The sequence below is a fragment of the Microcoleus sp. B6-A1 genome (assembly GCF_036705085.1).
In the GTDB taxonomy this organism is placed as follows: Bacteria; Cyanobacteriota; Cyanobacteriia; order Cyanobacteriales; family Microcoleaceae; genus Microcoleus.
This window is the reverse complement of the sequence record NZ_JAUBTU010000056.1, coordinates 25140-46892: the sequence shown is the minus strand read 5'-3', so window position 1 is coordinate 46892 and position 21753 is coordinate 25140. Positions and strand designations below refer to the sequence as shown.

Here is a 21753-nt window from a genome sequence, read left to right as displayed (position 1 = left end):
GCCCGTCCTTTTTGGACGGGCGGGACGCCCATCCCACAATAACAATTAAAATTGTAAGTTATTTAATTCGCGAGCCTAAATTTAGATGCTTCACACTATTGTGGGGTGTTGTATTTTTTGGGCGTCCTGCCCGCCCAAAAAGGCGTAAGGTACGCAGTGCGTACCCCACAAATAGCGTGGTAAGCCCTCTTCAGAATTTCCTCAGAATTGAGCGTTAGTTTAAATAAACAACGATCGCCCCATTCAATCGATCGAGGAAATTTACCATGAAAACAGATTACCTCATCGTCGGCAGTGGTTTATCAGCACTGGTTTTCGGAGCTTTGATGGCAAACTCCGGCAAAACCGTACATATCCTCGAAGCTCACGAGCATCCCGGAGGCTTTGGTCACACCTTTACGATGGCCAAAAAATACACCTTTAATGCCCAATTCCACTACGTGTGGGACTGCGGCGAAGGACATACAGTCAATCGAGTTCTCAAAAAACTCGGTCTCGATCGAGATGTCACCTTTGAACGGTACGATCCGAATGGCTACGACCACATGAGAATGCCTGGGTATGCGCTGGATATTCCCTCCGAACCAGAGGAACTGATCCGCAGATTGTCGGCGCTGTTTCCCGAAGCGGGCGAGAGAATTCGCCAATTCGTCAACGAAGTCGAGAAAACCGGCGAAGGACTAAGAAAACTCGCTCCTCCCGTCAAACCAATTGAATTGCTCAAAAATTTCGGGGACGTATTCTGTGCTGTCCAACACCTCAACAGCACGCTTCAGGACGTTTTCGACAAGTTCCAACTCCCGCAAGCCGCCCAAACCCTATTAGCCCTGCAATGGCCGGACTTTTTGCTGCCTCCGAACCAGCTTTCTTTCTATGCTTGGATTGCCTTGTTTAGAGGCTATCAAGAAGGTGCATTTTACCCGACGCAGCATTTTGAATATGTCATCAATTCTTTAGTTAAAGTCATTGAATCCAACGGGGGGAAAGTTCTACTAAACCATGAAGTCACGAATTTTAGGGTGACAAACAGAACAGTAACGGGAGTTGAAGCGATGGATTTGACCACCCATCAAACCCATGAATTCACGGGCGACACCGTAATTTGCAACCTAGACCCGAAAAGAGCGGCGAAGATGATTGGAGAGGAACTGTTCTCTAAAACAGTGCGGCGCAAACTCAACTATGAGTATTCTGCATCTAACTACATGGTGTACTGCGTTGTCAAAGATATCGATCTCCGAGACTATGGATTTGGCAAGTGGAATACGTTTCATTCGGAACACTTGGATCTAAATGAAGCGTTTGCTCAAATGTATGACCAAAATGATTTTTCTCGTCCGAGTTTTGCAATTACAACGCCAACTTTACTGACCCAAGCGCGGCGGGATTGTCCAGAAGATTGTCAAATTGTAGAATTTCTGACTGTTGCTAATTACAGTTATTTTAAACAACTTTGGGAGAGCGATCGCAAAGCTTACAGACAGAAGAAACAAGAGATTCTGGACTCGATTTTAGATGTAGTTGAAAAACACTATGTTCCGAATTTCCGCAAACACATGGTCTTTCATGTTACCGGAAGTCCGACGACTAACGAGCGCTTCTGCTGGTGTCCTAACGGTAATTCCTACGGTTCCAGCCTGACGCCGCGCAACATGGGAGTCGATCGGCTAAATCATGAAACATCCCTCAACAATTTCTATTTCTGCAACGCCTCTTCGGGCTATCCAGGCTTTGCACCGACATTTTGGACGGGGGCGCTGCTTTATCAACGTTTATCCGGCGATGCGATTTTAGGCTAAGGAAAATTGGCAATAGGTTATTTTCCTGTTTCTCCTGTTCCTTGGCAAAGCCAAGGAATGAATTTCACTCTTGCTCTGCCTCATCTTAAAAATCTCTCATTTCTGCTCTCATTATCTCGTTCCTTGGCTCTGCCAAGCAATGAATTTCTGGAGGCTCTGCCTCCTCTTAAAAATGACGAGGCATAGCAAGACTGAAATGCGTTTCTAGGTTCTACCTGGAAACGATAATTTCTTCCTTATTCCTTCTTCCCGACATCCGTTACATCCGTTACATCCCGTACATTGCTCGTTGCCGAACTTCCTTCTTCCCGACATCCGTTACATCCCGTACATTGCTCGTTGCCGAACTTCCTTCTATCCTTTACATCCGTTACATCTTGTACAGTGCTCGTTGCCGAACTTCCTTCTATCAATCTAGGAGTGAACTATGAGAATTGCAATTGTTGGGGGCGGAGCGAGCGGTATGGCAGCAGCCTACTGGCTCGATAAACAGGGGCATCACGTCACTGTGTTGGAAAGTCAGCCGATTTTAGGCGGACACATTCGGACGCTGAACAAAAATGTTGTACCCAATCAATCGGAGTGCAATGAAATATTAGAAAATGGGGTGCTGGAATTTCCCACGGTGTTTTACAATTTCGTGGCTTTTATGCAGGAACTAGGCGTTGAATTAGAACCAGTGCAGATTGGTTCCGCGCTGTTTTTTAAAGATGGCACCCACTTTTTGTCGGCAGTATCTATCCAAAAGAATTTCACCGGAATCCAACGCCTGATCGAGTATTTGTGGCTTGATAGTCTCTACGCTCGTTCGGCGGGATTTATTTTAAAAATGCGGTTTGCTAAACAGCACGATTTCTACGATGTGCCGCTTTCTGAGTCTTTGAAAAGCTCGTGTGTCCGCAATTATTGGCTGAAGTTGCTGACGATGTACAGCTACTCGATACCGTTTGAATTGCTCGACAATTTCCCGGCAGAATTAGCGATGCCTGTTCTACGCGAATATGGCTTGGTCAACTGGGTGAGGATTAAAGGCGGGGTGTATTCTTACATTGAAAAGATTTTGGAGCGGTTTAAGGGCGATATACGGCTAAATGTGGAGATTGCCAATATTTTTAGAAGTGCGGATGCTGTAAAAATGGTGCTTTCTGATGGGGAAATCCAGGAATTTGATAAGGTGGTTTTTGCGATGCCACCAGACCAAGTTATGAGGTTATTGTCTGATCCAACGGAGGCGGAAAGGAAGCGGTTTTCGGCGTGGAAAGCCAATTATGCCACCACTGTACTGCATTCGGATACATCGATGTACGATCGCTATGGTATCCGCAAGTTATCAGAATTTGATTTTTTCGAGACGGACAAGGGATGGGGATATAATGCGAGCTTGAATCAGCTTTGCGGTATCTCCTCCCCACGAGAGTACAGTTTAGCTTTTCAACTGCAGGAGTCGATCGCCCAACAGCACATTATTCACATTCAGAAACATCACACGCCGCTGTACACTGTCGAGTCTTTTCGATATCGAGATGAAGTTATCGAGACTAATGGCGAAAACAACACTTATCATGCGGGAGCTTATTTGGGGGATGGTTTGCACGAAGGAGCCATTACCTCTGCTTTGCGAGTCGCGAAATTAATCGGGTGAGCTCAATTGTGATGCTACAAACTCTCGCAAATATCAGTAACTTTCCTGTCGGTGCAACACTCTCACAAAAGTCATGATGTTTGCATCAAAAGTTAAACCAATGCGAGAGTCGTCCACTCGGATGCGAAATTAATTTTTGACCTTGCCTAAGCTGCGACACCACGTGCTGCAGTTAAGTAGACATCATGGCTCACAGATGGAGGCATTGTTGATCCGGCTAACTGAGTACCCTCAAAGTTGGTTCCCGTGAATGTTGCCCCGCTCAAGTCGGCTTCACTCAAGTCTGCATAGCACAGCCTAGCCCAATCGAGGTTTGCCTGCACCAAAGAAACTCCCACCAGATTTGCCCTGGTTAAATCTGCTCCCATCAACTTGACGCCCCGCAACTGAGCTCCGCTGAGATTGGCAGCTAACAAGTTCGAGCCTTCCAGGTTTACCCCGTTCAGTTTGGCTTCGCTCAGGTTAACGCCATTGAGATCCGTCCTGCTCAGGTCGATGCCATTGATGTAAGCTTTCCTGAGATAGATGCCTGTTAGTTGAGCGCCAAAAAGCTTTGCACCGCTGAGTTTTGCCCCTCCGCAGTTTGCCCAGTTGAGGTTGGCTCCCGTGAGGTTGGCTCCCCGCAGGTTGATGAATTGCAGGTCGGCTGTACACAAATTGGCGTTCCAGAGGATGGCGCTCCGCAGGTTGCTACCGATGAGTTGGGCGCCACTCAACTTTGCCCTGGGCAATTTTGCTTTGACGAGGAAAGCTCCGCTGAGATTGGCTTTTGTAAGCTCTGCGTCCGCTAATCTAGCTTGGCCCATTTTGGCAAAACTCAGATTTGCCCTGTAAAGGTTTGCGCCGTTTAGTTCTGCTTTGGTGAGATGCGCCCGACTCAGGTTAGCTCCCGACAGGTTAGCCCTCGAAAGGTTTACGCCAACCAACATAGCTCCGCTGAGGTTTGCTCCGCTGAGGTTTGCGTCAGCAAAGTCTCTGTTTCCATTTTCGTACTCTTTGAGCAGCTCGGTTACTTCCATACGGGTCACATTCCTAATAGCGGAAATTTATCTAGAAATAAACACTCTTTATAAATATTTTATCTCAAAGGGAGCGGACGCGATCGCACTTTCAAGAAAGCTGAACAATTAACTTTATATATATACATATATAGCCTTTCTCAAAAAGGTGAGGTACGAATTTTGACCTAGAAAGCTTGACACTACAGGGTTTCTGTATACCTCATGTTACTGAGAAAGGCTATACTTTGTGCTTTTTCCAGAGTTCCGACTTTTTTGATGTCATAGTCTGAAACCCTTGATTTACTTAGCCTCTAGTGTGCTTCGGCAAGCGTGGCGATCGTACTGAGATCCGTGAAACCGTTATTCTCAGTAGGTAAGCCATCAAACCCTGTCCGAAGTGTTAATCAATAGTTAAAATCAATATTCTTATTGTCCACTGTGGCTAACAGCTTTTTTAAACCGAGACTGCAAATTTGTTGGTTGTGTTTGCGTCAGGTGTCGCGAAGGCTGGCATGGCCATAGCTCCATATTTGATATACTGTCATTTTTCATTAAAATTCAATGTGGAACAACAGTTTAATAAGCGAGAATTTTTCTCGGTTGTCTCGCAGCAGTTAGACGATCGTGCTTTTCAATATTTCCTTTAGTCGATCGGGTGAAAAGTAATTTCAGACATTGTACTTCTGAGGAATTTATCGATATACCTAACGGTAGAGGGTATTCGTTCAAAACCTAGCAGATAATATACTGCAGATGGTACAAAACTAACAGCGAGTAATATCTTTATAGGCTCACCCCCTCAACTGGCAGTTAGGCAAATGTGTCAATCTATGTTATGCTGAGTCAAAACTGAGGAATTATCATGTCAAAAGAAAGAAAAAGCAATAAAGAAGTCAAAAAGCCAAAGAAACAACCTGATGGTGTGGCTAAGCCGAAGGATGACAAAAAAAATTATGGTAGCACGGACGGCCGCAAGTAGAGATAGCTGCCCCTCTCGGAATTGCGATTAATTTTGTTGAATTGTCATTACTATCGATTTTTAACAGATTTAAATATCCTATTTTGGGATTATCCGAAAACAGGTTTATTATATCTAGGGTATATGCAGTGCTAAACCCAAAGTATAATGAAATCTGTTTTTAGCGATGAATATGAAACCTTCCGTTGCTGTATGATTGCTGCTCGTAAAGAAGCGCAACTAACTCAGGAGTCTGTTGCTAAATCTCTTAAAAAGCCCCAGTCTTTCGTAGCCAAATATGAAAACGGTGAACGACGGTTAGATGTAATTGAGTTTCTGTTAGTTGCTCATGTAATTGGTGTAGATCCTTGCGATATTATTAGGAAAATTTCCCAAAAAATATCTAAAGCATCTTGTGAGAGGGAGATATGAATACGCAAGATGTAATCAGACTTGCATCCCACTATCTAGATCGCTTATCGGGTAACACTTTCGACGTTTTAGATGTATCTAAACCTGTTACCGTAGATGCAGCAGTCAACCTGTCTAAAGTTATCTCAAAGCTTTCGCCCTTAGTCGGAAATTTAATCGAATTTAACACCGTTGAATTCTTGAATCAACAAAATGAGTTCGCTGAATTTGGAAAGTGGCATAGGCAAGATCCGGGCTTTCCAGATACTATTTTCCTGGGCATAGTTCAACCAACGCCAGGATTAGAAATTAAAGCGTGGTTCCCACTAGCAACAGAGATAACAGCACGTTTCAAAGATAGTCAGAATCACTTTAGGTTCGATCAGACCTACGTTGCTATCCTGGCATGGCTACCCGATAAAATCATCTATGGCAAGCCTCGCATTCTTGATGTGTGCGTTGTCTCTGGTTTATCGGTAGCTGTAGCGAGAGATACCCACTATCACAATCCGCCGGATTATCTTGTTTTAGAGCCGGAAGATACAACTCAAAGAACAGCAAATTTGCAACAAACAAACACCAGTGGATATAAATTCCAAGGCTCTGCTGAGGAGTTTTTAGAAGCTAAGAAAATAGTTGATTCATGGGGTACTCAAGGAAAAGTCTACAAACCAACAAGAGAGTATCAGCGCCTTCTGCGGGAGCTACGGATACGCTATGAATATAGACTAGATACAAATTTTGCAAAGATGGACAGAATTGTACATCCAGGCATTGAGGAATTTAAGCGACGTGTCTACAATACTGAAGTTTCCGCTATGACCGTTGGTCGGTGGAATAAGCTTTTATCAAGTCGCCTAGAAGGCAGCATCAAGAAATCCCTACAAGATTATCTACAGATTAGAGAAGAGAGTATTGATGAAATTATTGATTAAATCTCTGTACACCATAGTAGAAATAGTCGGGGTCTATCTCGCAAGAAAAGGCTTTTCGTTTTAGTTTACGTGCTGACAAAGCTGCACTGAAAAGTCCACCAAAAGGTTCCCATATAACATCGTTTTCATCGCTCGATGCCTCAACAATAAGGTTCATCAGATCCAGAGGTTTTTGGTTGAGATGTAATGCTTTTCCAGAGAGAGCTTTAACTCTCTCATCGCCCCGTAAAGCTTGACGCTCCCAAACGTTTGTAAAACCGTGAGGGCATCTAAATTTCGATCGCATCTTGCTCCATTCTTGTCCCGTTAAAGGCTGATTGCCATCCAGCGAAAAGTATGGTTTTCCTTGAGGACTACCATACTCATTTGCATAGTTCACTAGCCTTTCAAACATCTCGGTCGGAGGGAAATACCACAAATGCCCTTGATCGAAGTATTTCCTGGTTGCTGCATCCACCAGCCCGCAAGCATTATTGGCCCGTCGTAACGGCAACCCAGAGCGTTTCCACTCTCGCAATAACCACGCCTTTAAGGTAAGTTCATTAACTGTTACTTCTCTAACGTATTGAACGCAGACTTCTGTAACGACGGGGAACCTGCGAATTTTCTGTGTGTTAACATTCCCTGCGATATGACCTTTTCCCTTGTTCCAAATATTGGAATTGACATAGCGCCAACCATATTTTTCTAGAAGTGGATGCACAATAGCCCAACCAATCTCTGAATTCCAAAACCAGAGTGTTGTACAGGGTATCGCTGCTTTTGACCAGGCCTCGATATGAGGTTTATACCAATTAGGTAAATCAATGTGATCTGAGGTATCTCCTTCAAACCCAAGAATACCGTAAGCTCCATCTGAAACTATGACAGTAGGTTGCTCCCAATTGTCGTAGTGCTGGAGACTATCGCCGAGATATAAAGTAACGTATTCGTCACTCCATGTAGAAAAATTAAAATTGGTATTGAGATTAGCTACTTTGCCACGACCAACAGTGCTGCTCGCTTTGCGTTTTAAGATGCTGGGAGAATTCGCTTTTGCGTTAGGACTCATTTATTGACTTACGTGACTGTAAAAATTAAGTACAAATATTTTATCCTGTTTTGGGATATTGAGGGTAAGTGATACCAAAGTTAACCTACCTACTTCCGCTTTGTTGACAAAAAAAATAGTTCGATCGCCCAATCCCATCAAATCCCATCAAATGTATCACAGGGATATCTCAGTCACCGCAATATTACCCTCAAAACACACATCAACATCAGTCCCCGCCGCCCGATCGCGCGACCCATATTCTCCCGCATAATAAAAGTATTCTCCCTCCATGCGGTAAACCACTGGCAGTGGCTGCGTCGAAGGCTGGCAAAACACAATATCCGGTTCCGCACTTCCCGGCGCTAAATGCGGCAAATTCACATTCCAGAAACACCCCGACTTTGGTTCCCGATTCAGCAAATCCGCCAACACCCGCGATGTCCACCGAGTAGCGACATCCCAGTCAATTTCGAGCGGCCTTTTAATCCGGTGGGAAATTGCGATTCCCGGAATACCGTGCATGGCTGCTTCGCGCACAGCCGCCACCGTACCCGAAATATACACGTCAACCCCCAAATTGCCACCCGCGTTAATACCCGAAAGCACCAAATCCGGCTTTGCACAAACGTGATGAAGAGCAATACGCACGCAATCGGCCGGTGTTCCCCCTACAGCATACTCAAATTCCGATCGCCGATCGACATGAATCGGACTGTGAGCAGTCACTTGATGCCCGCAGCCCGACAATTGCCCCTGCGGAGCTACCATAATTGTCTTGCCGCTTACTGCTTGCAAAAGTGCTTGAATGCCGGGAGCATCGATGCCGTCGTCGTTGGTTAAAATTATTGTCATTGAAAATGTGTCGGTTTTATAGAACCGATTTGAGAGCGCAGAGGCTGGCAACCTTCTGGTAGCTCTAGCCCAAATTGGTTGTTGGTTGGTGGCGATCGTCAGTATGAGCATTGCCACACATTTATATCATCGCATTAATTGAACAATTGCCCCAGAAATGTGGCGCGCCACATTTTAGCCCAGTCGCACCTTGAGATGACAGCTAAAGCGACTTGTTACGCTTGCCCCAGTGCAGCATTCATGACATCACTGTCGATGCAAACATCTAATCACATAATTTTTTCCTCGGCTCTCCCCGATGCTTAGTGTTAAAAGTAGCAGATGATACTAACTATCTGAGACTGAACGTTGAAACCCTCGATCGTGCTAAATTATTAGCTTGCGTTATCACCATAAGTATGAGAGAGCCGATAATAAGTTAATGTCGATTCCAATTGCGCTTTGAGGCAGGGGATGGGAGAATATATATGAAATCCTTATCAAAGATAGTATCTAAGTGACAGTCCTCATTTCCCCTTCATAAATCAAATACTTATCTACACTGTTACCATTATTATATTTTAACTCAGGAGAGCCACATGAGCGAACCCACTAAAAGCAATACCAAAGCAGGCTGTCCCCCAGTTCCTCAGTCAATTATGACCGCCAGTCGGAAAGAACTATGTAATGTCCCATTGGAGATTGAGGGGGAACTACCAGAAGAGGTACAGGGTTATATCTTCATTGTTGCGCCAGTAGGAACCGTTGAATCAGGAGGTCTTCCTTTTGCCGACGGAGACTCATTTTTGAATGGCGACGGCATGATTTACCGACTTGATTTTAATCAAAAGGGTCAAGTAATTTTGAAAACGCAGATTGCCAAGCCTCTAGATTACCATTTTGACGAAGCAACTAAAGGCACTAAGTTGGGATTTCGCAATCATGGGATCTTAAGGTTTTCCTTACTTCTGGGCGCTCGCAACGAGTTAAATACAGCTTTTCTGCCCGTAAAATTCTCTCAAGACGAACCTGAGCGCTTGCTAGTAACTTATGACGCGGGTCGTCCTTATGAGATTGATACAAATACCCTTAAGGTGGTGACGCCAGTTGGGTCAAATAAAGAGTGGCGTCCTGAAGCTCCTCTGCCCTATCTTTTTCCACCCATTTTTAGTACCGCCCATCCTGCCTTTGATACCGACACGGGCGAGATGTTCGCAGTTAATTATGGTAGATCGTTAGAAAATTTTCTTGAGACTATACCTTTCATTAAAGAGATAGACGAATGCTTTCCAGAAGTTCGTCAATTTTGGGGAAAATTTAAGGGTTTAGAAGATTTCGTCTATCTGATTCGTTGGGATGGCGTAAATCCCTTAGAGCGGTGGACGCTGGTAAATGCTGATGGTTCACCAGTCAGCATTAAGCAAACTATCCATCAGATTGGAGTAACCGAAAATTATGTAATTTTGATGGACACAGCCTTTAGCACTGGACTGGATCAGTTGCTGGGCAATCCTTTTCCAGGCGACAAGGAGCGAGAAATAATTTTAAGGAACTTATTAGCAAGTCCACCTTCACCCGATTCTATTATTTATATCGTTAGTCGCAACGATCTGCAAAAGGGGCAGCGTCCAGCCTTGAACGAACCAGAAGTTAACGTTGTCGCGCGGAAAGTGGTAATTCCCCTCGAAGCAGCTCACTTTTTGGTGGACTATGAAAATCCTAATGATAAAATTACGCTCCACGTAGCCCATATTTGTGCTTGGGACGTTGCTGAATGGCTGCGTAAATACGATCTTTCCGCTTATCAACCCCACAATCCCGTGCCTAAAAACTTGCCTGGGATGGAACTGAATGAGATGGACATCAGCCGTTTGGGACGCTATGTAATTGACGGAAAAAACCAAGTCGAGCCAAAAGTTATCTGGGATATCGAGTGTACGTGGGGGCTTGGATTATACGCCTACCTTGACCGATTACCATCAGGTAAAACTCCCAGAAAGCTAGATAATATTTACTGGATTTCTTTCGGACTGTGGAAGGATTTAACCACCGAGTTTTTGTGCCACTTATACCGAGATTATAAGTATCAGAAAGTACCGCAGTCAGATGTTCTGGCTCTGGCTAAAAAGGGCGTACCAGCTTGCTTGCTGCGACTGGAAACGCAGTCGATGGAAATTGCCGATCGCTATCAGTTTGATCCAGGCTACATCGTGAGTTCACCGCAGTTTATGCCGCGTCGCGGTAATCAAGGTAGTTCAACTGACGGTTATATAGTTTGCACCGTTTTCACTCCCCAAAGAAATGAAATTTGGATTTTCGAGGCTGACAATTTGTCTGGCGGGGCGAAATGCAAACTCAGCCATGAATCCCTTGACTTTACATTCACATTGCATACAGCTTGGTTAGAACAAATAGGGCCTCGTTCAGCTAAATACAAAATCTCGTTGCCGGAAGATTACGAGGAATTAGCAAAGAACTTCCAATCTCCGCCGGAATTCGAGAAAGAGATTCAGGAGTTGTTTGCTAAAGAGTTGTACCCGCGCTTTGAAAGTGAGTAAAAATTTACTAACAGGCAGATTATCCATGAATCTGCCTGTGATTTTGAATAGTTAATGAAAAGGGTAAGGTGAAAACAATGCTCGTTCTTTCAGGATACGAAATCATAGAAAAAATTTACGATGGAGTAAGGACTGTTGTATATAGAGCTAAAAAAGATGGTTACAGACAACCAGTTATCATGAAAATTATTAAATATGAATATCCTACGCTTGAACAAATCACCAATTTAAGGCAAGAATTTATAATTACTCAAAATTTAGAGTGTGAAGGAATTGTCAAAACTTACAACTTAGAAAATTATCAGAATAGTTTAGCGCTAATATTAGAAGATTTTGGGGGTCTATCCCTTTATCATTTTATGGCAGCCAATAACCTGTCAATAACTGAGTTGCTGAGGGTAGCGATCGCTCTCTCCGAAACTTTGATCTATCTCCATCAAGTACCGATAATTCACAAAGACATTAAGCCCTCAAATATCATTATCAATCCAGCGACCGGAAAAGTAAAACTGACTGACTTTAGTATTTCATCGCGCTTGGAATTAAAAAACCAAAGCATTAGCAATCCCAACTTGCTAGAAGGGACTCTCGCTTATATGTCACCCGAACAAACGGGGAGGATGAATCGAGCAATTGACTACCGCACCGACTTCTACTCTTTGGGAGTGACTTTCTATGAAATGCTGACCAACCAGTTGCCATTTACTACCACCGATCCGATGGAGTTGGTTTACTGTCATATTGCCAAACAACCCGTCCCACCTAAAGAGGTAGCAGAAATTCCTCAAGCGGTTTCAGATATTGTGATGAAACTGTTAGCCAAAAATGCGGAAGACCGATATCAAAGTGCGGCGGGATTAAAATTTGACCTGGAAACTTGTTTGCAGCAATTGCAGACAACTGGCAAGATTGAAAATTTTCCCATCGGTCAACGCGATCGCGGCAACCAATTACTTATTCCCCAGAAGCTTTATGGTAGAGAAACCGAAGTCCAAATTCTTCTAGATGCCTTTGGACGAGTCAGCCTCGGTGCCACCGAGATGATGTTAGTTTCCGGTTATTCCGGGATTGGTAAAACTTCAATCGTCAATGAAGTTCATAAACCAATTGTAGCAGCTAGGGGATATTTTATTGCGGGTAAGTTTGACCAGTTTAAGCGCAATATTCCCTATGCGGCGTTAATCCAAGCATTTCAAGAATTAGTTCGTCAGCTATTAACCGAAAGTTCCGAACAAATTGCTATTTGGAAAGCAAACTTATTAAAAGCGCTAGATAATAACAGTCAAGTTATTATTGATGTTATCCCGGAAGTCGAACTAATTATCGGTAAACAGCCTGAAGTTCCTCAACTGGGTTCATCGGAATCCCAAAACAGATTTAATCGGGTATTTCAACAATTTATTCGCGTTTTTTGTCAACCCGAACACCCGCTCGTCATATTCCTAGACGATTTACAGTGGGCAGATTCGGCATCTCTCAAGCTAATCCAACTCTTAGTCACTGACCCAGATAGCAAATATTTATTAACGATTGGAGCTTATCGAGATAACGAAGTCAGTCCCGTTCATCCTTTAATTCAGACAATAGAAAAAATTCAAGAAACTGAAACGGTGGTGAATAATATCACCATTCAGGCGCTGGCTTTGGATAGCGTCAACCAATTAATCGCGGACACTCTCGATTCCAGCATAAATTCAGACAAAATAAAAGTTTTTTCACAGTTACTTTTTAATAAGACCCAAGGCAATCCGTTTTTCTTAACGCAGCTACTCAAAACCCTGTACTCGGAAAATCTGCTGGTTTATCAAGTAGATATAGACCGCTGGGAGTGGGATATTCAACAAATACAGGCGATTGGTATCGCAGATTTCAATATCGTTGAACTGGTTGCCAGAAATATTCGCAAACTCCCAGAAACAACCCAGAAATCATTAAAATTAGCGGCTTGTATCGGCAACCAATTTAACTTAGAAGTTTTATCAATTGTCAATGAAGAATCAAACATAGCGACGGCTGCTCATTTGTGGGAAGCACTGCAAGCGGGTTTGATTCTGCCGCTGTCTGAAAATTACAAAATTCCTCTAGTGTTTGCCCAGGAAGATTTGGCATCTGTACGCGATATCAAAGTTGACTACAAATTTTTGCACGATCGAGTGCAGCAAGCAGCTTATTCTTTGATTCCAGAGTCAGAGAAAAAAGCCACTCACCTGAAAATTGGTCAACTGTTGCTGAATAATACAACAGAGCAAGAGCGAAAAGATAATATTTTTGCTCTGGTTAACCAACTGAATTTTGGCACAGATTTGCTAACTAATCAGTCAGAAAAAGATGAGTTAGCCCAATTAAACCTGATTGCTGGACAGAAAGCAAAGGCAGCTACTGCATATGAAGCCGCTATTAATTATTTGAATGTAGGTATAGAACTCCTGAGTCAAGATAGCTGGGAAAGTCGATACGATTTGACATTTGATTTTTATCTGGAAGCGGCGGAAGCCGAATATCTCAATGCCAATTTAGAACGAGCGGGGAGCTTGTGCGATCGCACTCTCCAAAAAACCAAAACCATCCTCGAACAAGTCAACTTATACGAACTGAAAATTAGGCTTAACCTCGCTAAAAACCTGAACAATTCTGCGGTAGATACCGGACTGCAAGTTCTAGAAATGCTGGGAGTGACCATATCTCAATCACCGCCGCAAGAACTCAATATTGAGGAGTTAGCTAACCTGCCAGAAATGACCGATCCCTACAAGCTGGCGGCTATGCAGTTTTTAGTTCTGATTTTCCCACCAGCTTGCTTCGCAGAAAGCCCGCTATCGCTACCAATTCTATATACTATGATCGAACTTTCTCGTCAGTATGGGAATTCGCCACAGTGTACTTTTGCATATTCTATTTACGGAATACTCGTGTCTTGGCTCATACCAGATATAGATTTTGCCTATCAACTTGGTGAACTTTCTTTACAAGTATTAGAGCAGTTAGATGCCAAAGAGTTTCGTTCTAAAACATTGGTTAATGTTTCCATCTGTATTACGCACTTCAAAAAGCATACTAGGGAAACTATAGAACCCCTTCGTCAAGCAATTAATAGCGGCTTAGAATTTGGAGATATAGAATATGCTTGTCATGCTGCTGATTACTACTGCGCTCATCTGTTTTTTAATGGCGAGCATCTAGACTACGTGCAAGAACAACAAAAAAACTATATTGATTTTGCAGATAAGTTTTCCCAAGAACATCAGTTTTATCTGCTCAAAATTATTGGTCAATTAGTCGCAAATTTACGAGGCATAACAGATAATAGCCTGATTTTAACTGGTGAATTTTTGAATGAGGGAGAAGCTATTGCTTATTTGACAAAAATTAATAATTTAATGTCTTTATTTAGAGTGCTTTTTGCAAAAACCCTACTTTGCTATTTATTTAAAGATTATAAAAATGCTATAATTTATGCTAAAACAGCGTTAAATAATTCAATGCTTGTTCAAGGTAACATTAGTTTTAATAACCACGTTTATTACTATTCTCTGGCTCTTTTAGCTCAGTATTTTCAGGAAACTGAGGAAAAGCAGCAACAATACCTGAAACAAGTAGAAGAAAATCAGGAAAAGATGAAATATTGGGCGTTTCATTGCCCAGCCAATTACCAGCATAAGTATGACTTAGTAGAAGCAGAAAAAGCCCGCGTCTTAGGGCAATCTTTCTCAGCAATGGAATATTACGACCGGGCGATAGATGGAGCCAAGGAAAATGGATACGTCCAGCACGAAGCCCTCGCCAATGAACTAGCAGCAGAATTTTATTTAGCATTAGGTCGTCAGAAAGTAGCGCGTACCTACCTGATTGACGCTTACTATGCTTATATTCGCTGGGGAGCAAAGGCAAAAGTTAAGGATTTAGAAGAGCGCCATGCTGAATTAATCGCACCTATCGTCGGTAGGAAAAATAGCCTGACGAGTGGAAGAGACGAAAGGATTATTCAGAGCAGAACCACTGTAACTTCTACCAGTTCAGGTGCTGCAAACGAGCTGGATTTATCAACAATTATCAAAGCCTCCCAAGCGCTCTCAGGGGAAGTTCATTTAGATAAGTTACTCTCGAATTTGATGCAAGTCTTGCTGGAAAACGCGGGAGCAGAAAAATTTTATTTCCTCCTACCTGACCCAGCAGGTAAGTGGAAAATTGAAGCTCAATGTACGGGTGAACGATGTGAATTAATCTCCAAGTCAGCGACTGAAAGTCAAGAGATTCCTATCTCGCTGGTTAATTATGTAGAACGCACGCAAGAAACTCTTGCGATCGATGATGCAACGAATAAAAGCAGGTTTGCGTCTGACCCGTATATTATTCAGCAGCGACCTAAATCTATTTTGTGTAGCCCCCTGATTAATCAAGGTAAGTTGGTAGGCATCTTATATCTAGAAAATAATTTAACAGCGGGGGCTTTTACGCGCGATCGCTTAGAAGTCCTCAACATCATTTCCGCCCAAGCTGCGATCTCCATCGAAAATGCCCGTCTCTATCAAACTTTAGAAGAAAAGGTGCAACAACGCACCGCCCAACTCGCCCAAGCAAACCAGGAAATTAGCGACCTCAACAACAAACTTAAAGCCGAAAACATCCGCCTCAGTGCTGAGTTAGAAGTCACCAAACGACTGCAACAAATGATCTTGCCCAAACAATCAGAACTAGATAAAATTAAAGGATTAGAAATAGCTGGATATATGCAACCTGCGGATGAAGTTGGCGGCGACTACTACGACGTGCTAACCCAAAATGATCAGGTAAAAATTAGCATCGGCGATGTTACGGGACATGGTTTAGAAAGTGGCGTATTAATGATTATGGCGCAAACCGCCGTCCGCACTCTCCAACAAATGAACGAAACCGATCCGGTGAAGTTTCTTGATGTGTTAAACCGCACCCTTTATGCCAATATCGAGCGCATCGACTCGTCTAGAAACATGACCTTGGCTTTGTTAGATTATCAAGATAGTAACTTTACCCTCAGCGGTCAACATGAAGAAGTTATCGTAGTCCGTACTGATGGTAACATTGAACGGATCGATACAATAGAACTCGGCTTTCCTCTGGGATTAGAGGAAGATATTGCTGATTTTGTTTCCCAAGTTCAAGTGCATCTTAATCCAGGGGATGTAGTAGTGCTTTACACAGATGGAATTACCGAAGCTGTAAATATAAATAAAGTGTATTACGGCATAGAAAGATTGTGCCAAGTGACCAAAGAAAATCGCCACAAAACGGCTGAAGAAATTCGACAAGCAGTAATTGATCATCTGCTGCAACATATTGACAAACATAAAGTTTTTGACGACATTACGTTGGTAGTCATAAAACAGAAATAACGCAAGTGGGTAATTGGTAAATTGTTTGAGCGTCCGACGATCGAAACCGACTTCACGCCCAACAATTTTGGGAATGGTGCGCGGACTCAGGAAGTGCGATCGGCAAACAGAACCGGCGTATTTGTATAAAAAATAACTATTATCTTAGTAATTTTACGCAAATACGGGTTGTAACAGCCGATGGTACCGAAAGTTGCAATAACGGATAGTTAGGCGTGGAATGCCTCCGCAGCAGTCATCCTAGCCTTGGCGACACAACCGAGTTTACGAAAGGTTTAAGAATAAACCTCGCAAAATATTGTTTTGGTAAAGGTATCAAAAATGTATAGACAAACACTTTTAAATGAGCGATGTTGTAAGTAGATACCAAAGGAAATCAATAAAGTCAATCCCCCCAGCGATATAAAAAAGGTCTTACTCTTATGAAAACCAACTTCGCCCAACCACTAACCGCCTGTCTAGCTACTGCTGGTTTAGTTGTTGCTTCTTCCTTACTAACTGCAACGCAAGCCCAAGCATTCAGTTTATCCGTGGCTCCTCAGTACGGTACTACCAACGGCATTGGCACCGGCGCTACTGCAACATTGGACTTCAACTTTGTCCAAAATGGAGCCGATTTGCTCCTGAATTTGGGCATCACCAATACCACGGGCACTCAGGCTACAGCGGGTGGTGCAACAAACTCTTCTCTCGTTGCGGTGGCATTTGACGTATTGAGCGGCGCTACTGCATCGGTTAAACCTACCGCAGGCAGCGCTTTTACAGAGTTTTGGCAAAACGTTGAAATTAGCGGTTTGCAAAAAGACGGTTTCGACTATGGCATTAGCACTCCGCGTAATAGCTTTGAAGGTGGCAACGCTAATGGAGGCTTATATAAAAATGAGTCTACTTTGGTGAGCTTTTTGCTAACTGGCAGCAGTCTGAGTGCGGCTCAGGCAGAAAGTGCTTTCTTGACCGGATTCCAGAATGGTACGCTCAAGGCAGGGGTTCGCTTCCAACAGGTAGCTGGGTCTAATGTTGGCACCAGTGACAAAGTTATGGCCGGAGTTTCGGCTGATGCTGAGCCAGTGCCCGAACCAACCACTATTGCAGGTATGGTGATGGGATTGGGAAGTTTAGTAGCAGCACGCCGCAAGCAGGCAAAAAAGGCTCTTGCTTAAATTTTATCAGGGGTGCGGGTCATCCATCGGCAGAAAAGCTCGCCGCAGTTCTAGTGAATTCAGCTTAACTTCTAGTATCAACTCATAAGAGCCAGCACAGCTATCGTGCTTCTGGCTCTTATTTTTGTTCTTCACCTTGACAAAAATGTAGATTTTGTCAAGGTGAAAAACAAAAAATTTGCGATGCCCGCATTTCCGCAAAAATTGACCTAAAATCCCAAAATCCCCAGAAAATATCAACCAACTTGTGGTAATGTTTTGTGTCGGTTGCTATGTGGCAATCCTTCTGCAAGTTCAGTTAAACGCGCTCTCAGCAATGTTTTTGCCAATTATACCCTTAGCTCAAGCAATCCCGACACCTCCGACCCAACAAGTCATCATCGAGCGAGAATTCCCGCTACCGGAAAACGAACTGGATTTGCCAGCGCCTCCAACAACCGCCCCGCTGAACACTGTGACGGTGCCCCAGCAAGTGCGCGTTTTACCGGGACAACTCGACAGCATCCCGGTTTTCAACAGCAACAGCCCCGAAGTTGTGCAAACCGAAGGCATTTTGCTCTCCACATTTGGGCCCGAAGGAAAACAAGTACCTTCTGCACACTTAAACTTTCCCTTCAAAGGTCGATTTGACATCTTTGCCCACCACATCGCCAAAGCTAAAAATCGCGAAGAAACTCGCACCTTATTTCAAGGAATAATTGTCCACAATCCTAACTCCGAACCTGTTACTTTAAATGTCTTGCAAGGAGCAACTTATTTAACTCGGCCGGATGCCTTGTTTGTCGATTTGCCGTCGTATTTAGAGAATCGATTCGGCACTGTGTTTGCGGGGCCTGGAAGCCGCATCACTAGCGATGTATTGCGGGGGTTCAGACAAGCCATTTTGCCCGCTGCGATCGAGATTCCGGGCAATCAGAGCCGAATGCTGATGAATTTGCCGATACCTGTGGGGAATATCACGCCTTCTTCCAACGGTCGATCGACCTTAATGCGAATGTCGAGCAGCAATTCGGTTTATGTAGCATCATTAGCAATGTTTGCTCCTACAACTCAAGAAGGAGTCGAGCAATATCCGACTTTAGAAGAGTGGGAAAATATTTTAAATACCAAAGGTTTAGCGGGGCCCAGAGATTTAGCACCAACCCCCAGAGGCGAAAATCCGGTGCAAAAAATTTATGGCCGCGTGGCGGGAGTAGCGGAAGGTTCCCAGTGGCAAGCTAAAATTACGGACAATTCGAGAACCGATTATTTAACTATTCCCAAGCGCGGCGAGTCATTTTCCTATGCTCTGAGCACAACGGATACGGGTACTTTTGGAACTGGTCAAATTCAAAGTGCTAAAATGTTAGCTCGCTATCCCGATACTGCTTATTCTGCTCACGGTAATTATGGGATTCAATACAACTTAACTTTTCCGCTTTACAACAAATCTCGTGAATCCCAATCTGTTAGCATTAAAATGCAAACACCGATCAAAGCAAATATAGAAGCGGGGGGATTGATGTTTTACGATCCTCCTGAAAATCGGATATTTTTCCGAGGTACGGTGCGGGTGATGTTTAAGGATGATACGGGCAAGACTTTGACGCGCTACATTCACATCGTGCAGCGCAGGGGACAGCAGGGGGAACCTTTGGTGAATGTGAATATGAAGCCGGGGGAACGCCGTTTGGTGCAGGTGGATTTCTTGTATCCGCCGGATGCGACGCCGCCGCAAGTTTTGACTGTGCGATCGAGTAATTAATTGGTGGTTATACCAATTTAATATGAAGCTGCACAGAACATAGAGCCAGTAGGTTGAATCTTACTGGCAACAATGATAAAGTTTAGACAACTGTTGAATAAGGAGAATAGTTATGTCTGTTCAGATGCAAAGACGGCTATTTACAGTACAAGAATATCACCTAATGGGTGAGGCTGGCATTTTGAGCGAAGATGACCGAGTAGAATTGATAGAAGGAGAAATTGTTCAAATGGCTGCAATTGGTACTCGTCATGCAAGTTGTGTAAAGCGCCTGATCGCTGTGTTCTCCGATTTGGAGAGAAGACGTGCGATTATAGGCGCCCAAGACCCGATCCAGTTAACTGAACGCACCGAACCTCAACCGGATATTGTATTGCTGCAACCTCGCGCTGACTACTATGCTACTGCACATCCAGTACCATCTGAAGTTTTGTTGTTAGTTGAGGTTTCTGATAGCACTGTTTATTTCGATCGCGATGTGAAAGTACCTAACTATGCTCGTGCTGGTATTCAAGAAGTATGGTTGTGGGATCTTGAGATTAATTGTTTAGAAGTTTACCGTTTTCCGACGGCAAATGGCTATACTTCAATGCAAAAGTTTGAGCGGGGAGAAATGGTGGCGCCGCTAGCTTTTCCTGAGTTTGAAGTAAGCGTTGATTTTATTTTGGGTTAGAGCGATATAGAATTATAGCCTTTCTGGTTTGACATGAGGTGTTCTCGTGGGCGATCCTCTTCGAGGGCTTCGCTAACGGGCGATCGGGGAGCGGTTGGGAGCGGTGCTTACCTCATTTTATTGAGAACCGCTATAGATTCAATATTATAAACTCTTAGCTGATTGACAGTCAACTGTCAACAGTTAACTGTCAACAGTTAACTGTCAACAGTCAACTGATTAAAGTGTCAAAGACTGAGGATTTGTCTCAATCAATTTCGCTAAATCTTGCAAGAAAGATGCAGCATCAGCACCGTAAATAATCCGGTGATCGCAAGTAATATTCACCTGCATTTGCCGCTTCACTCCCATCAAACCATCCTCGTTTGCAACTACTTGCGGCCGCGAAGAACCGATCGCCAAAATCGAGCCTTGATTCGGCGGCAAAATCGCGTCAAACTTGTCTACTCCAAACATTCCCAAATTGGAAAGAGTAAAAGTTCCCGTGCTGTACTCATCAGGCTTCAACTGCTTGGTGCGGGCGCGATCGACTAAATCCTTCCAAGTGCGCGAGAGCGAATAAATATCGAGGCGATCGGCATTTTGCAACACCGGCGTAATCAAACCACCGCCATCCATCGCCACCGCTACCGCCACATTAATATCAGCGCGGTATTGAATTCCCGACTCCACATAAGAAGCATTCAGCAGAGGATGTTTTTGTAAAGTTACAGCTACAGCCTTCGCCAGCATAGCCGTCATCGTGACGCCCTTCGACTTAATTTGTTTGTAGAGTTTGTCGAGATTATCAGTAGTAATTGTGTAACCGACGCGGAAAGACGGCACGCTCAAACTTGCTTCCATATTCCGCACCACCGCATTTTGCAGCGCATTCATCGGTACTCTTTGGCCCGAAAGTGCGATCGCCGGGACTGGTGCGGGTGCGGGTTTGGCTGCTGCGGGGGCGGGTGCTGCAGATGCCGGTGCGGGTGCTGCGGGAACTGTTACCGCTTGCTGAACCGGAGCTGGTTGAGCTTTGCCGGCTGCTGCTTCCACATCCTCTGCGACAATGCGACCGTTGGGCCCGCTGCCTTTGATAGAATTCAAATCTACTTTAAACTCTTTGGCTAATTTGCGAGCGCGGGGAGAAACGACGCTGCGGCCGTTTTGGCGACTAACATTTTGCTGTAAACCTGCTGAGGATGTAGCTGCGATCGCAGGAGCGGGGCTGGGAGCAGGGGCTGCTGCTGCGGTTGGGGCGGCTGCTCCTTGCTGCTGAGCTGCGGCGATTTCGGCTTCTGTTTCTGCTACCAGGGCGATTGCCGCCCCCACCGGAGCTACTTCGCCTGCAGGTACGATAATTATTGCTAAATAGCCTTCGTAGAAAGACTCCACGTCCATGTCGGCTTTGTCGGATTCAACCACCACCACCGTTTCGCCTTTTTCTACTTTGTCTCCGGCGGATTTGACCCAGGAAACAATTTTGCCCTCTGTCATGGTAGAACTCAGGGCTGGCATGAAAACTTCGCGAATCATCTGTAAAAAGTCCTTTTGTGTTGATAATAGGTAATCGGTATTTGGCAATTGAGCATTGGCGATCGGCCACTGGCAATACTTATTATTATGCCAGTGTCTCGCATTCTTGATGTGTGACTGTTGA

At 44.1% G+C, this 21753-nt stretch carries 14 protein-coding genes; 9 read left to right on the top strand and 5 right to left on the bottom strand.

The window, feature by feature from the left end; genetic code table 11:
• Positions 1 to 266 precede the first annotated feature (266 nt).
• Positions 267 to 1799 carry an NAD(P)/FAD-dependent oxidoreductase gene (locus QUB11_RS20250; protein ID WP_333207163.1) on the top strand — a complete coding sequence of 511 codons (1533 nt, stop codon included), beginning with the start codon at positions 267 to 269 and terminating at the stop codon, positions 1797 to 1799.
• A 236-nt stretch (positions 1800 to 2035) separates the two neighbouring features.
• Here the strand turns inward: QUB11_RS20250 and QUB11_RS20245 are convergent, their stop codons facing one another.
• On the bottom strand, positions 2036 to 2212 hold the full coding sequence (locus tag QUB11_RS20245) for a hypothetical protein (RefSeq protein ID WP_333056292.1): 177 nt from the start codon (positions 2210 to 2212) through the stop codon (positions 2036 to 2038).
• A gap of 14 nt (positions 2213 to 2226) precedes the next feature.
• Here QUB11_RS20245 and QUB11_RS20240 point away from each other — a divergent pair, with 14 nt between their 5' ends.
• Positions 2227 to 3441 carry an FAD-dependent oxidoreductase gene (locus QUB11_RS20240; RefSeq protein ID WP_333207165.1) on the top strand — a complete coding sequence of 405 codons (1215 nt, stop codon included), beginning with the start codon at positions 2227 to 2229 and terminating at the stop codon, positions 3439 to 3441.
• Positions 3442 to 3587: 146 nt separating this feature from the next.
• Here QUB11_RS20240 and QUB11_RS20235 read toward each other — a convergent pair whose 3' ends face one another.
• Complete coding sequence (locus tag QUB11_RS20235) at positions 3588 to 4460, bottom strand: pentapeptide repeat-containing protein (protein WP_333207166.1); 873 nt, start codon at positions 4458 to 4460, stop codon at positions 3588 to 3590.
• Positions 4461 to 5568: 1108 nt separating this feature from the next.
• On the opposite strand from QUB11_RS20235, the gene QUB11_RS20230 reads away from it, so the two are divergent.
• Together QUB11_RS20230 and QUB11_RS20225 are read left to right on the top strand one after the other, a co-directional pair.
• Positions 5569 to 5832, top strand: a complete 264-nt coding sequence (locus tag QUB11_RS20230; RefSeq protein ID WP_333207167.1) for a helix-turn-helix transcriptional regulator — start codon at positions 5569 to 5571, stop codon at positions 5830 to 5832.
• Entirely contained in the window at positions 5829 to 6746 is a 918-nt protein-coding gene (locus QUB11_RS20225) for a hypothetical protein (RefSeq protein WP_333207168.1), read from the top strand. The genes QUB11_RS20230 and QUB11_RS20225 overlap by 4 nt, the downstream gene beginning before the upstream one ends.
• Here the strand turns inward: QUB11_RS20225 and QUB11_RS20220 are convergent.
• Together QUB11_RS20220 and surE are read right to left on the bottom strand one after the other, a co-directional pair.
• Positions 6736 to 7797, bottom strand: a complete 1062-nt coding sequence (locus tag QUB11_RS20220; protein ID WP_333207169.1) for a DNA methyltransferase — start codon at positions 7795 to 7797, stop codon at positions 6736 to 6738. The two genes, QUB11_RS20225 and QUB11_RS20220, sit on opposite strands and share 11 nt — an antisense overlap.
• A gap of 156 nt (positions 7798 to 7953) precedes the next feature.
• Entirely contained in the window at positions 7954 to 8631 is a 678-nt protein-coding gene (surE, locus tag QUB11_RS20215; protein ID WP_333207172.1) for a 5'/3'-nucleotidase SurE, read from the bottom strand.
• A 578-nt stretch (positions 8632 to 9209) separates the two neighbouring features.
• On the opposite strand from surE, the gene QUB11_RS20210 reads away from it, so the two are divergent.
• From QUB11_RS20210 to QUB11_RS20190, 5 genes are all read left to right on the top strand, one after another.
• Positions 9210 to 11168 (top strand): carotenoid oxygenase family protein, encoded by a 1959-nt coding sequence (locus QUB11_RS20210; RefSeq protein ID WP_333207170.1) that lies wholly within the window; start codon positions 9210 to 9212, stop codon positions 11166 to 11168.
• Positions 11169 to 11245: 77 nt separating this feature from the next.
• On the top strand, positions 11246 to 16537 hold the full coding sequence (locus QUB11_RS20205; RefSeq protein ID WP_333391558.1) for an AAA family ATPase: 5292 nt from the start codon (positions 11246 to 11248) through the stop codon (positions 16535 to 16537).
• Positions 16538 to 16959: 422 nt separating this feature from the next.
• Complete coding sequence (locus tag QUB11_RS20200; RefSeq protein ID WP_333205567.1) at positions 16960 to 17697, top strand: PEP-CTERM sorting domain-containing protein; 738 nt, start codon at positions 16960 to 16962, stop codon at positions 17695 to 17697.
• A gap of 316 nt (positions 17698 to 18013) precedes the next feature.
• On the top strand, positions 18014 to 19441 hold the full coding sequence (locus QUB11_RS20195) for a DUF3370 domain-containing protein (protein ID WP_445300796.1): 1428 nt from the start codon (positions 18014 to 18016) through the stop codon (positions 19439 to 19441).
• Positions 19442 to 19553: 112 nt separating this feature from the next.
• Positions 19554 to 20114: a Uma2 family endonuclease gene (locus tag QUB11_RS20190; RefSeq protein ID WP_333205569.1), complete on the top strand. Its 561-nt coding sequence runs from the start codon at positions 19554 to 19556 to the stop codon at positions 20112 to 20114.
• A 219-nt stretch (positions 20115 to 20333) separates the two neighbouring features.
• Here the strand turns inward: QUB11_RS20190 and QUB11_RS20185 are convergent, their stop codons facing one another.
• Positions 20334 to 21629: a dihydrolipoamide acetyltransferase family protein gene (locus QUB11_RS20185; RefSeq protein ID WP_333205603.1), complete on the bottom strand. Its 1296-nt coding sequence runs from the start codon at positions 21627 to 21629 to the stop codon at positions 20334 to 20336.
• Positions 21630 to 21753: the final 124 nt, after the last annotated feature.